Origin of the sequence: Streptomyces sp. B1I3 (assembly GCF_030816615.1) — a bacterium.
GTDB lineage: Bacteria > Actinomycetota > Actinomycetes > Streptomycetales > Streptomycetaceae > Streptomyces.
On sequence record NZ_JAUSYD010000001.1, the window covers coordinates 1,606,837 to 1,620,850 of the forward strand.

Genomic DNA, 14,014 nt, shown 5'->3' on the forward strand with positions numbered 1-14,014 from the left:
GGCGACGGCGCGTCCGGCGGGGATCATCGTGCGGGCTGGGCCTCCATGGCCGCGGCCACCTTCTCGCAGAGCTCCGCGAACAGGACGCCCTCGCCCTCGGTCAGGACGGAGGCCGCGAGCTGCCCGATGTCCTGGCGGCCCCGCGCGATCCGGGCGAGGAACGCCACCCCGTCGGAGGTGAGCGAGGTGCTCAGTTCGCGCCGGTCCTCCCCGGCGGCCCTCTGCGTCACCAGGCCCAGGTCCTTGAGCACCCGCAGGGCCTTCGACGTGGTCTGCCGGGAGACGTCGAGCGCGGTGCTCAGTTCGGAGGGTCTCATGGAGCCCCGCGCCCACAGCAGTTCCAGGACGTCGTACTGGTGCCAGTTGACGCCCTCCGGGTTCGCGCGGGCCCGCCGTGCGACCAGGAGGCACTGCAGGTGGGTCAGGGCGGCCTCCAGACCGCTGGGTTCCGGCGGCCAGGGGCGCATCGAGCAGTCTTGTGGAGTCATAAGTGCTTTCCGGTACGGGGGTTACCGGTAGTGGGAGGTTCAACGATATCAAGGGGCAGCCTCGATGACACGGCCGGACACCTCCGGGCTCCGCCGTACCGCGCCCACCGTGCCCCGTGCCGTCGGGCGCGGTACGGCGATCGGACGCGGTGACGCCGCCGGCTTCGGGGTCCGGAAAAAATGGTTGCCCTGAGGACACCATCAGGGGGCGTGGCCCACCGAACCGGGGGTACCGGAGTCCATGAGCCGGTGCAGGACCGGCCGACCGTGACGCTTCCAAGGCATCGAAGCGGCCTCCACGCGGAGGCCGTGGCACAAAGCAATTGCTCCGCCCTCTGATGCAGGGCCGGAGCAATTGCTTTGTGCCACGGCCTCCACGCGGAGGCCGTGGCACAAAGCAATTGCTCCGGCCCTGCATCAGAGGGCGGAAAGCGCATCCGTCCTCGATTCCCACCGTCCGGGGACCGCGGACGGCGTACCGGTATTGCCGCCCAACTCCCGCCGCACCAGAGACGTTTGACATCGATCCCGGCATGTGATTAGCATCGTTTCCCTGCGGAAACCATATCTTCGCACCGCATGCAGGAAATCGACATCCCGGCTCGCGTTTCTCGCAGAACGCACCAGTGAGATCGCTGAAGCCATTCCTTCGGACAGCACGCCGAGGAGATCAGCGAAAATGAAAAACAATTCCCCCCACTTATCAGCGGGCACCCCCCTCGTCCTGACCGCCCTGTTCGAGGAATCGGTACGCGGCAACAGCGAGGCCGTAGCTCTGGCACAGGGCGCGAAAAGCGTCACGTACGACCAGCTCAACCGGCAGGCCAACCGCATGGCACGTCATCTCGCCGACAGAGGTGTGGTGAGAGGCGACCGCATCGGTGTGCACATGCGCCGGTCTCCGGACCTCTACGCCGTCATGCTCGCGGCACTCAAAGCCGGCGGGTGCGTGGTGCCGCTCAACCCCGAGCATCCTGCGGAGTTCGTCGGCCGCATCCTGCGCGAGGCCGGGACGTCGCTGGTGGTCTGCGACGATCCGGGCGGCCTGCCCCCCGGCACCCGCGCGGGCGCGCTCCCGCTGGAGGACCTGGCGCGGCTGAGTGAGGGCCTGGACGACCGCGACACCGATCTCGGCATCGGGCCGGAGGACACCGCCTTCCTCATGTTCACCTCCGGTTCCACGGGTGAGCCCAAGGGCGTCCGGATCGCGCACCGCGGACTGGCGCGACTGGGACCCCACAGCGGTGCCCTCGACATCACCCCGCGGGACTGCCTGACCCAGTCGGCCGCCTTCTCCTTCGCCGCCTCGACCATCGAGATCTGGCTCGCCCTGCTGCACGGCGCCACGCTGCTGCCGATGCCTCCCGGACTGCCCTCGCTCCCCGTGCTGCGCGAGGCCGTGGAGGATCGGGGCGCGAACGTGCTCAGTCTTCCGTGCGGCCTGTTCAACGCACTGGTGGACCAGGAGCCGGAGTGTCTGAGAGACGTCCGGATCGTGCTGCTCAGCGGCGACTTCCCCTCCCCCGCCCACTTGCGGAAGGCCATGGCGCACACTCGCGCGACCATCTACAACGGTTACGGCTGCACGGAGAACTCCTCGATCTCCGCCCTGTACCCCCTGACGTCGGCCGACGAGGTGGACGGCCCGGGCGTCGTGCCGATCGGCAGGCCGCTGCCGACAGTCACGATGGACGTGTTCGGCCCGGAGATGCGCCCTTGCGGCACCGACGAGGTGGGTGAACTGTGCGTGAGCGGGACCGGCGTGGCCCAGGGGTACACCGGCCGGCCGGAACTGACCGCCGAGAAATTCACCCGGGCACCCGACGGCGGGCTGCTCTACCACACGGGCGACCTGGCGCGGCGTACCGCGGACGGCGACATCGTGCTGGTCGGACGGTCCGACAGCATGGTGAAGATCCGCGGGTTCCGGGTGGAGACCAGTGCCGTGACCCTGGCGATGCGCTCGCTCGACGGAATCAGGGACGCGGCGGTCAAGGCGTTCGAGGACGACACCCGGGAGAAACGTCTCGTCGCCTTCTACACCACCGGCGACGGCACGCCGGCCGAACCCTCGGACCTGGTCCGACGGCTCTCCGGGCAGCTGCCCTCCTACATGATCCCCTCTTCCTTCTGTCATCTCGAGAAGATGCCGACGAACGTCAACGGCAAGATCGACCGCACCGCGCTCATCCTTCCCGGGTCATCCGGTACCACGAAGCACGATTCCAGCGGAAAGAAAGGCGGAACAGCCATGCAGAACCCGCTCGAAGCAGTTGTCCTGCAGTCCTGGATCGACATCTCTGGAATGGACGACTTCTCCACCACGGACTCCTTCCTGGGCCATGGCGGGAACTCCCTCCACTTCGTGCAGCTCGCCTCCCGCCTGCAGAAGATATTCGGGGTCGAAGTCACCACCGAGTCGGTCTTCCGGCACGGCACGGTGGAAGAACTGGCGCGCTTCGTCGAGGAGTCCCGTGATCAGGAGCGGAGCACCTCGACACCCAACGGCTGACGGAGTTCCCGACAGCGTCCGGCACACGCGCTGCGCCGGTCGCGTTACGTCTCCGGAGGGCGACGCAATCGTGAACAACCCACTGACCTCAGCAATACTGGAATTGGCACGGAGAACGCTCCGGGCACCCGGTCTCGAACCGGACCAGGATTTCTCCGAGTGCTGCGAGGATCCCGCGCGGCTGGACGACCTGAGCGCGGTGTTACAGGCCGTGTTGGCCATCGACCTGCCGGCCGCCGAACTCCGCCGTGCGGGCACCGCCGCAGCGGTGGCAGAGCGCACCGCGCTGCAGCGTCCGCGTGCCCGGCACGAGGTGGAAGCCGGCTCCGCGCCGAGGACCGGCAACGCGACGGAGGCCTCCTTCGGTCAGAGCGGCATCTGGCTCATCGACCAGTACCTCCCCACACCGGAGGCGTACAACGGGCCGTTCCTGGTCCGTCTGCCGTTCCGGCTCGACGGGGAGCGGCTGCGCCGCTCCGTCGCCGGGGTGCTGCGCCGGCAGGAAGTGCTGCGCACCACCTACGCGTTGCGCGACGCCCGGCTCCTCCAGATCGTCTCGGACGACGACACCGCCTTCCACTACGGCGTCGAGCACTACGGCAGCGAGAAGGAACTGGACGCCATCGCCCAGCGGGTGGCGAACATCCGCTTCGACCTGGAACACGGTCCGGTGACCTCGGTGACCTGTGCGCTCGGCCCGGGCGAGGAGAGCGCGATCGTCTGCAACATCCACCACATCGCCTCGGACGCAGCCTCGGCCGGCATCTTCCTGCGGGAACTCCTGGACGCCTACGACCGGACCGGGCGGGGCCTGCCCGTGGAGGCGGTGCCAGGCCGGCCGGACTACGCGGACTTCGCGCACTGGTACCGCGAGCACCTGACGCCGGAAAGGACCGCGGCACTGCTCGACGAGTGGGCCGACCGGCTCGCCGGGGAACTGCCCGTGCTCGACCTGCCGGCGGACCGGCCCCGGCCCGCGGCGCAGGAACACCGGGGGGCCACCGTTCCCCTGCGCGTCCCGGCCGAGGTGACCGAGCGGCTTGAGCGGCTGGCCGAACGCGAGGGCGTGACGCTGTTCATGGCCCTGCTCGCGGTGTACGGCGTGTTCCTCGCCAAGCTGTCGCGTCAGGAACGCGTGCTCATCGGCTCCCCGGTCTCGCTGCGCGACGATGCGCAGACCCGGGACCTCATCGGCTACTTCGTCAACATGGTCGTCCTGCGCCAGGACGTCACGGGCTCGATGAGCGTGCGTGAGGTACTGCGGCAGGCGCGCGGGGAGGTCGCCGACGCCCTGCGGCTGAAGTGGGCCCCCTTCGACAAGGTCGTCGAACGTCTGAGGCCCGAGCGCACCAGCAGTCACACCCCCGTCGTCCAGACGATGCTCGTCCTGACCGACCCGGGTTCCGCGCGGAGCGCCCACGACGGCGCGCCTCTGCCCATCCGGCGCGGTATGGCGCACGGCGCGAAGTACGACCTCTCCCTGGTGTTCGCCCGCGAGGAGGACGGGCTGCACGGCACGCTCGAATACGACTCGCATCTCTTCGACGAGTCCACGGCGAGGAGCATGGGCGAGCGTCTGGGCCGGCTGCTGGGCCGGTTCGCCGAGGCGGGACCGGACACCCTCCTCCGTGATCTCGGCCTGCTGGCCGCCGACGAGGAACGGGAGCTGCTGGCCCGCAACGATCTGGTGGACGGGTCCGCGCGCCCCGTGCCGGTGGGCGAGCTGTTCGAACGGCAGGTGTCCGCCACACCGGACGCCGTCGCGGTGACGGACGGCGGCCGCTCGTGGACGTACCGGGAACTGGACGAACGGGCCAACCGGCTCGCCCACGTCCTGCGCGAGGAAGGGGCGAGGGCGGGCCGCCGGGTGGGCATCAGTCTGCCTCGCTCGTTCGACATGCTCGTCGGGCTGCTCGGCGTCCTGAAGTCGGGGGCCTCCTACGTCCCGATAGACCCGTCCTACCCGGCGGAGCGTGTGGCGTACATGCTCGATGACGCCGAAGTCTTCCTCGTACTCACCGACAGTGGTGTCCGCGCGGAACTCCCCGCCGGACGAAGGCTGTTCGAGATCGATCGGGAAGCGGACCGGACGGCTGGGGCCTCCCCCACGACGCCGGGCCGGACCAGGACGCCAGACGACGAGATCTACGTGGTGTACACCTCGGGGTCGACCGGTGCGCCGAAGGGCGTGGTGATCCGGGACCGCACGGTGGGCAATCTGGTCCGCGCCCAGCACCGGGTCTCTCCCTGCGGGGCCGAGGGCACCACTCTCCAGTACATGACGCTCTCCTTCGACGTCTCCGTCATGGAGATCCTCGGGACGCTCTGCGTCGGTGGCACGCTCGCCCTGATACCCGAGGAACTGCAGAAGGACCTGCACCGGCTGGCCGCGTTCGTCGCCGAGCACGGCGTCACGCGTCTGTACCTGCCCTACATCGCACTCCAGCGGTTCGCCTCGATCGCGGTCGCGGAGGGCCTGCGGTGTGAGGCGCTGCGCGAGATCGCCTCCGTGGGCGAGGCCCTGGTCGTCTCGCCACAGATCCGGGAGTTCTTCGCCCGGCACCCCCGCGCGCGGCTGCTGAACATGTACGGCCCCTCCGAGACCCACCTGGCCACCTGGCACGAGCTGTCCGGCGACCCCGGCGAGTGGCCCGAGGCACCGGCCATCGGCCGTCCGGTCGACGGCATGCGGCTGCTCGTCCTCGGCCCCGACCGCGAACTCGTCCCTCCCGGCGTCACGGGTGAGCTGTACATCGGCGGCCCGCACCTCTCGCCCGGTTATCACGCCAGGCCCGAGGAGACGGCGCTGCGCTTCGTCCCCGATCCGCGCGGTCGGGACGGCGACCTCCTCTATCGCACGGGCGACCTCGTGCGGTGGAACAGGCACGGCGATCTGGAGTACCTGGGCCGCGCCGACGACCAGATCAAGATCCGCGGTTACCGCATCGAACCCACCGAGGTCGAGGCCGCCCTCGACGCCCTCGAGGGGGTGAGGAGTTCGGCGGTGGTGGCGGTCGAATTCGGAGCGGGCGACCGCCGGCTGGTCGCCGCGATCACGGGGGACGGCGCCGGAGACGACGGACGGCTGCGGGCCGGACTGGCCGCGCATCTGCCGGACCACATGCTGCCCGCCCACATCGTCCGCCTGGACCGGCTCCCCACCACTCCGAGCGGGAAGACCGACCGCGCCGGGCTGGCCGGCAGGCTGGCCGGCGAACTGCGCAGCCGGCGCGCGGACGACCGCGCCGGGGCGGCAGAACCGCCGCGGGCCGGAACCGAGCGCGAGATCGCCGACCAGTGGTCGGACGTGCTGGGAACCGGGTCCGTGGGACGGGACGAGGACTTCTTCACGCTGGGCGGCAACAGCATCATCGCCACCGAACTGGTCTACCGCCTGCGGAGGCTGTACGACATGGAGATCCCGCTGCGGACCCTGTTCGACAATCCCACGGTCGCCGGCATGGCCGCGCGGATCGAGGAACGGCGCGGCGGCGACACCGCGGCGTTCACGGCGCCCGCGACCGACCTGCGCGGCGATGTGTCCCTGCCGGACACGGTACGGGCCGGCGACCGGGAAACGGTCCCGGTGGGCGACGCGACCGGACTCCTGCTGACCGGCGCGACCGGCTTCCTCGGCAGCTACCTGCTGCGGGACCTGGCAGCCACCCCCGGCCGTACGGTCAACTGCCTGGTGCGCGCGGCCGATGCGCGGGCCGCCATGGAACGGCTGCGCGCCACGGCGACCCTGTACGGCATCACGGACGACATCGCCTGGGAGCGGGTGCGCGCCGTACCCGGAGACCTCACACGCGGGCGCATGGGACTGTCCGACGCGGACCACGCGGAGCTGACCGGGTCGGTCCAGGTGGTCTACCACGCCGCGGCCCACATCAACTTCGTCCTCCCCTACGCCTCGGTGAAGCCGACCAACGTCGACGGTCTGCGGTCCGTACTGGATTTCGCCGCCACGGGGCGGCTCAAGCCGGTGCACCACATGTCGACCGTCGCGGTGTTCGCCCCCGGCCGGGAAGCCGGGCCGATCACCGAGGAGGCGGTGCCCGAAACGTGCGAGGGGCTAGGCATCGGTTACACCCAGAGCAAGTGGGTGGCCGAGGGAATCGTGCGGCTGGCGCGTGAGCGCGGCATGCCGGTGACGGTCTACCGCATCGGCCGGATCTCCGGGGACAGCGTCAGCGGTGCCTGCCAGGCCGACGACTTCCTGTGGCGCCAGATCAAGAGCTTCATCGAACTCGGTTCGGCCCCGCCCGCCGAGGAGCTGACGACGGACCTGCTGCCGGTGGACTTCGTCAGCCGGGCCGTCCTCGCCCTCTCCCTCGACCCCTCCGCCGACAACGCGACGTTCCACCTCTTCCACCCGCGCGGCTCCGACTTCACCCCGGTGCACGCCGCCGTCCGCGAGTGCGGCTACGCCCTGGACACGGTGCCGGCCGACGAGTGGCTGACGCGCCTGGAGGAATCGGCCCGCCTTCCCGGGGGCAACGCCCTCGCGGCGGCCGTGCCGTTGTTCAGGGAAGGCGCGCTGGAACTCGGCGAGAACACGTACGGCAACGCAACGACGTCCCGGCTGCTCGAACGTCTGGGGCTGCACTACCCCGACATCGACCACCGGTCCATCTCCCGCATGATCCGCTACTTCGGCTCGACCGGGCAGCTGACCGACGACCCGCACCGTGCGCGGCAGAGCGCGTAGGCGCAGGGCAGCCGGTCCGCAGCCATCCCTTTCCAGACATCCTCAGGCGGCCACCCCCACGGGCCGCCTCATAGCGAAGGCCGACAGCATGTCTCGAAACCCCGTGCCGGGCGCCGAACACGATCCGTTGATCGCCTCGATGGTGGCCGGACTGCCCGCCCGTCAACAGCCCCAGTGGCCCGACCGCTCCCTCCTCCCCCAGGTGCACGAACGACTGGCCGGTGAGCCGCCCCTGGTCTCGTACGACAGCGTCACCGCACTCGGCGGGCTGCTCGCCCGGGCCGCCGAAGGTGAGTTCTGCCTGCTCCAGGCCGGCGACTGCGTGGAGTTGACCACCGAGTGCGAACCGCGCGACATCGCCCGCAAGGTGGAGATGCTCGACGTGCTCGGGGACATCATGTGCACGAGCTCCGGGCTGCCCGTCCTGCGCGTCGGACGGATAGCCGGCCAGTTCTCGAAGCCCCGCTCCCAGGACTGGGAGACCGTGTACGACGACCGGCTGCCGGTGTTCCGGGGCCCGGTCGTCAACGCGCCGGACCCTTACCGGGCGGCCCGCACTCCCGACCCCTCCCGGATCCTGGCGGGGCTGAAGGCCGCCCGCTGCGCCGTCACCGCCATCGACCGGCTCGGGCGCGGCGAGGGCACCCTGCCGCAGGACCGGATATGGACCAGCCACGAGGCGCTCCTGCTGGACTACGAACTTCCCCTGGTCCGGCGGCACGGGGCGGGTGGCAGCTACCTGGCCTCCACGCACTGGCCCTGGATCGGCGAGCGCACCCGCCAGCCGGACAACGCGCACGTACGGCTGCTGGCCGAACTGGACAACCCGGTGGCATGCAAGATCGGCCCCGAAGCGACGGTCGACGAGGTGCTGGCCGTGTGCGCGGTGCTCGACCCGCACCGCACGCCCGGCAGGCTCACTCTCATCGCCCGTTTCGGCGCGGGGCAGATCGCCCGGGTGGCACCGCTGGTGCGGGCCGTGAAGCAGGCCGGGCACCCCGTGCTGTGGATGTGCGACCCCATGCACGGGAACACCGTCGTGACGTCGGACGGGCTCAAGACGCGCAAGCTCGACGCGATCATGTCCGAGATCCGGCAGTGCATCGACGTGGTGTCGGAGAACTCCGGGCGGTGCGCCGGGCTCCATCTGGAGGTGTCCCCCGACGACATCTCCGAATGTGACGGAGCGGGCCAGTCCCCCGTGCCGGGGCCCGCCTACCGAAGCCTGTGCGACCCCCGGCTCAGCCTCGTCCAGGCCGTGGCCGCCGCGGCACACTGGCGTCTTCCCGTCGGGGCGGCGGCATGAGCGCGGCCCGCCGGTCCGCCGTGCGGGCCCGCGCCCGTGACGCGACCCTGCCACCCCCGGGCCGGCCGTTCGCGGTGCTCCACCGCCCCGGTGCCGACCGCGCGGCGCCCGTCGAGATCCTGAGCGGTCCGGTCCGCCGCGCGGACGACCTCGACGCCCTGGGCCTGGACCGCCCCGCCCCGGCCGCCCGGGGAGCGGACGGGGCGGGCACCCTGGTGCTGGCCCCCTACCGGCAGATCCGTGAGCGCGGCTTCGCGTGCCCCGACGACGGTGAGCCGCTGCTCGCCATGGAGGTGCGGGACCACCGGCGGGTACCGCTGGACGAGCTGCTGGACTGCCTGCCGGACCGGTCTCCGCAGGTGGAGGACACCTGCTTCGACGTCGACGACGACGGGTACGCGGCCGCGGTGGACAGCATCGTCCACCGCGAGATCCATCACGGTGAGGGCTCCAACTTCGTGCTGGCCCGCAGTCTGCACGGCCGGATCCGCGACTTCGACCGGACCGCCGCGCTCGCGGTGCTGCGCGGGCTGATGACCGCGGAGACCGGCGCGTACTGGACGTTCCTGGTGTTCACCGGGGACCGGTACCTGATCGGCAGCACCCCGGAGCAGCAGGTGCGTGTCCGCGGTGACCGGGTGGACATGAACCCGATCAGCGGGACGTACCGGTACCCGGAGACGGGCGCGGATCTGCCGGGACTGCTGCGTTTCCTGCGGGACCCCAAGGAGACCGACGAGCTCTACATGGTGGTGGACGAAGAGCTCAAGATGATGACGTCCCTGTGCGGCCGGGACGTGCGGGTCAGCGGCCCGTCCCTGAAGTGGATGTCCCGGCTCGCACACACCGAGTACTACCTGTCGGGCCGCTCGGAGCGCCCGCTCACCGAGATCCTGCGCACCACCATGCCGGCGCCGACCGTGACGGGCAGCCCGGTGGAGAACGCCTGCCGGGTGATCGCGCGGTGCGAGCCGCAGGGACGCGGCTACTACAGCGGGGTCATCGCCCTGCTGGGCCACGAGGGCGGGCAGCGCCGGCTGGACGCGGCCATCATGCTGCGTACGGCGGACCTCGGTGTGGACGGCACGGTCCGGCTCACGGCGGGAGCCACGGTGGTGCGGGAATCGGTGCCCGCCAACGAGACGGCGGAGACCACCGCCAAGCTGTCCGGCCTGCTCGACGCGCTGTCCGGCCGGCGGACGGCCAAGGCCCCCGCCCGGGCCCCCGCCGCCGGGCTGACCGACGCCGGTCCGGTGCGCGGCGCGCTGGCGGCGCGCAACGACGGGCTGGCCGCCTTCTGGCTCGGGGACACCGGTCAGGCGGGCGGCGTGGGCACCGAGGTCACGATCGTCGACGCCGAGGACGGCTTCACCTCCATGCTCGCCTACCAGTTGCGGTCGCTGGGGTGCGCGGTGCGTCTGGTGCCGTGGTACCGCGCGGAGCGACCCGCCGCGGCGGGAGGCGCCTCCGGCGCCCGGGGCGTCGTCCTCCTCGGCCCGGGCCCCGGTGACCCGCAGGACTCCGCGAACCAGCGGGTGCTGGCCCTGCGGGCGGTCGCCTCCGAACGGCTCGCGGACGGTCTGCCGCTGGCGGCGGTCTGCCTGGGGCATCAGGTGGTGTGCACCCTTCTGGGGCTGCCCGTCGCCAGGCTGCCCGACCCGGCGCAGGGCAGGCGGCTACGGGTTCCCCTGTGGGGCAGGCAGCGCACGGCCGGCTTCTACAACAGCTTCACCGCGCACGCGGACCGCGACTGGCTGCGCCCACCCCTGTCCGGCTCGGCCGTCCAGGTGCAGCGCCGCGGCGACGAGGTCATCGCCCTGCGCGGGCCGGCCCTGTCCACCATCCAGTTCCACGCGGAGTCGTTCCTGACCGAGGACGGCCCCGGCATCCTGGCCGATCTGCTGGCCGGTGCGCTGACACCGGCCCGGGCGGACCTGGCGACGATCCACGAGAACAGGGGCACTCATGAACATGCCTGACGGCGGCGTGCGCACCGCGCCCCGCCCGATCGATCCGCGCGCGCTGCGCAGTTGCATGGGCCAGTTCGCCACCGGGGTCACGGTGATCACCTGTCGGCGGGGTGACGTCGTCCACGGCACGACGGTCAACGCGTTCACCTCGGTGTCGCTGGACCCGCCCCTGGCCCTGGTGGCCCTGGACCGGCGCAGCCGTGCGGGTGCGCTGCTGCTGGAGGACGGCGGGTACGTCATCAACATCCTCGACGAGACGCAGCGCGACCTCGCCATGCACTTCGCCGGGCGCCCCATGGCGGACCCGGTGCCATGGGTGGACGAGAGCGGACCGCATCCGCGGCTGGCCGGCGCGGTGGCCCACCTCGTCTGCCGCCCCTGGCAGGTGCACGACGGAGGCGACCACACACTGCACATCGGACGCGTCGAGGAGTTCGAGAGCCGCCCGGGGCGGCCGCTGCTGTTCCACCGCGGCGCCTTCCCGGAACTGGCGCAGGACGAGTCCGACGGCGCCTGGTCGCTGTGCCTGGACGGCATGGACCCGGTGGAGCACTTCCACGCCCGCGACGAGACAAGGGACTGAATCAGATGACGGAGAGGGACGATGTGACCGGCACGGCGGACTCCGGCGACCGGGCGCACGAGGCGCCGCGCCGCGTGACCCGGCCGCTGACCGGCGACGAGTACCTGGAGAGCCTCCGGGACGGCCGGGAGATCTGGGCGTACGGGGAACGGGTCGACGACGTCACCAAGCACCCTGCGTTCCGCAACACGGCACGGATGACGGCGCGCCTGTACGACGCCCTGCACGACCCCGAGCACCATGACACGCTGACCGCGCCCACCGACACGGGCAGCGACGGCTTCACGCACAAGTTCTACCGGGTGCCGCGCAGTGTGGAGGACATGGTCGGGGACCGGGACGCGATCGCCAGGTGGGCCCGGCTGACCTACGGCTGGATGGGGCGGAGCCCGGACTACAAGGCGAGCTTCCTGGTGACGCTGGGCGCGAACCCGGAGTACTACGGGGACTTCGCGGACAACGCACGGCGCTGGTACGCCGAGGCGCAGGAGCGGGTGCTGTTCTGGAACCACGCGGTGATCAACCCGCCCGTGGACCGCCACCGGGCGCCGGACGACGTCGACGACGTGTTCGTGCACGTCGAGAAGGAGTGTGACGACGGCCTCGTGGTGAGCGGCGCGAAGGTGGTGGCCACGGGGTCGGCCCTGACCCACTTCAACTTCGTCGCGCACTACGGCCTGCCGGTGAAGAAGAAGGAGTTCGCCCTGGTGGCCACCCTGCCGATGGGGGCGCCGGGGGTGAAGCTGATCTGCCGTCAGTCGTACGAGCTGGCCGCCAGCCGCATGGGCAGCCCGTTCGACTATCCGCTCTCGAGCCGGCTGGACGAGAACGACACCGTCTTCATCCTGGACAAGGTGAAGATCCCCTGGGAGAACGTCTTCATCTACGGGGACACGGCGAAGGCCGGTACCTTCCTGAACACGTCCGGGTTCACACACCGGCTCACGTTCCACGGTGTCACCCGGCTCGCGGTCAAGCTCGATTTCCTGGCCGGTCTGCTGCTCAAGGGGCTGGACGTGACCGGGACGAAGGATTTCCGGGGAATTCAGACGCGGGTCGGCGAGGTACTCGCCTGGCGCAACATGTTCTGGGGCCTCAGCGACGCGATGGCACACAATCCGAACCCGTGGCACGACGGCGGGCTGCTGCCGAATCTGGATTACGGCATGGCATACCGCTGGTTCATGACCATCGGGTATCCGCGTGTACGCGAGATCATCATGCAGGATCTCAGCAGCGGTCTGATCTATCTGAACTCGCACGCCAAGGATTTCCAGAACCCCGAACTGCGGCCGCATCTGGACCGGTACATGCGGGGCTCGAACGGATACGACTCGGTGGAGCGGGTCAAGCTGATGAAGCTGATCTGGGATTCGGTGGGCACGGAGTTCGCGGGACGGCACGAGTTGTACGAGCGCAATTACTCGGGTAACCACGAGAATGTGCGCATCGAACTGCTGATGGCACAGACGGCCTCCGGCCAGGTGGACGGTTATCGCGGTTTCGCCGAGGAGTGCATGGCGGAGTACGACCTGGACGGCTGGACCGCTCCCGACCTGATCGGGCCCGACCAGGCATGAGTGCCGGGGAACGCCTTCCGGGGCGGCGGGCGGCCGGTGTCCGGCCCGCCGCCCCGGGGGGTCCCGCGGTTCGTCAGGGCAGGATCAGCGCCAGGGTGAACCCGTCGTACCCCTTGCCTCCCACCGTCTGGATCGAGGTGGCGCTGACCCGGGGCTCGGCGGCCACCATCTCGTGGAACCGGCGCATTCCCCGCACACCTCCGTCCGGGTCGCCGGGTTCGCCGACCGCTCCGCCGAGCACGACGTTGTCGACGACGATCACTCCGCCCGGGCGGGAGAGTTCGAGCGCCCAGGTGAAGTACTCCGGGGTGTCGGGCTTGTTCGCGTCGATGAAGACCATGTCGAACGGCGGACCGCCGGCCTTCGCGAGGGTGGGCAGGATGTCGAGCGCCCTGCCCACGTGCTGCTCGACGACGCCGGCGACGCCGGCCTGTTCCAGATGGCCTGCGGCGGCCTCGGCGAACGCGCGTTCCCACTCGATGGTGACCAGCCGCCCGCCGGGCGGCAGCGCCCGGGCGAGCCAGATGGTGCTGTACCCGCCGAAGGTGCCTATCTCAAGAATGCGCTCGGCACCCTGGATACGGGCCAGCAGGTGCAGCAGTTTCCCCTGGGGCCGGGAGACCCCGATATCCGGGAGATCGAATGCCATGTGCGCCTGGGCGGCGGCCGCCAGTGCGGGGTCCTCGTCACCGAGAACCGTATCGAAGTAGCTGTCCACCGCGCTCCACAGTTTCTGTTCCATGACACCAATATTCTCCGGAAGGGACGGTACGGGCAAGCCCCGAAAGTAAATTTCACAAGAATTGCATGACATATGACCGATAGTCGATCCATCGATTCGTGCTGCCCTGGAAATGTTTCCCC

8 protein-coding genes are annotated in these 14,014 nt (G+C 70.4%); 6 read left to right on the forward strand and 2 right to left on the reverse strand.

Annotation, left to right across the window (positions count from 1 at the left end):
* Window positions 1–23 precede the first annotated feature (23 nt).
* A complete protein-coding gene (locus QFZ58_RS07460; protein WP_307124121.1) occupies window positions 24–488 on the reverse strand; it encodes a MarR family winged helix-turn-helix transcriptional regulator in 465 nt (154 codons plus the stop codon).
* A gap of 679 nt (window positions 489–1,167) precedes the next feature.
* Here QFZ58_RS07460 and QFZ58_RS07465 point away from each other — a divergent pair.
* From QFZ58_RS07465 to QFZ58_RS07490, 6 genes are all read left to right on the forward strand, one after another.
* Complete coding sequence (locus QFZ58_RS07465; protein WP_307124122.1) at window positions 1,168–3,000, forward strand: non-ribosomal peptide synthetase; 1,833 nt, start codon at window positions 1,168–1,170, stop codon at window positions 2,998–3,000.
* Between the two features lie 211 nt (window positions 3,001–3,211).
* Entirely contained in the window at window positions 3,212–7,711 is a 4,500-nt protein-coding gene (locus tag QFZ58_RS07470) for an amino acid adenylation domain-containing protein (protein WP_307124123.1), read from the forward strand.
* Window positions 7,712–7,799: 88 nt separating this feature from the next.
* Window positions 7,800–9,017, forward strand: a complete 1,218-nt coding sequence (locus QFZ58_RS07475) for a 3-deoxy-7-phosphoheptulonate synthase (RefSeq protein ID WP_307124124.1) — start codon at window positions 7,800–7,802, stop codon at window positions 9,015–9,017.
* Window positions 9,014–10,996 (forward strand): anthranilate synthase family protein, encoded by a 1,983-nt coding sequence (locus QFZ58_RS07480; protein ID WP_307124125.1) that lies wholly within the window; start codon window positions 9,014–9,016, stop codon window positions 10,994–10,996. The genes QFZ58_RS07475 and QFZ58_RS07480 overlap by 4 nt, the downstream gene beginning before the upstream one ends.
* Complete coding sequence (locus QFZ58_RS07485) at window positions 10,983–11,570, forward strand: flavin reductase family protein (RefSeq protein ID WP_307124126.1); 588 nt, start codon at window positions 10,983–10,985, stop codon at window positions 11,568–11,570. Before QFZ58_RS07480 ends, QFZ58_RS07485 begins: the two co-directional genes overlap by 14 nt.
* A gap of 5 nt (window positions 11,571–11,575) precedes the next feature.
* Window positions 11,576–13,150, forward strand: coding sequence for a 4-hydroxyphenylacetate 3-hydroxylase family protein (locus tag QFZ58_RS07490; RefSeq protein WP_307124127.1), 1,575 nt, complete (start codon window positions 11,576–11,578; stop codon window positions 13,148–13,150).
* Between the two features lie 73 nt (window positions 13,151–13,223).
* Here the strand turns inward: QFZ58_RS07490 and QFZ58_RS07495 are convergent, their stop codons facing one another.
* The gene (locus tag QFZ58_RS07495; protein WP_307124128.1) at window positions 13,224–13,892 is read right to left on the reverse strand and encodes an O-methyltransferase; all 669 of its coding nucleotides are present in this window, start codon (window positions 13,890–13,892) and stop codon (window positions 13,224–13,226) included.
* Window positions 13,893–14,014: the final 122 nt, after the last annotated feature.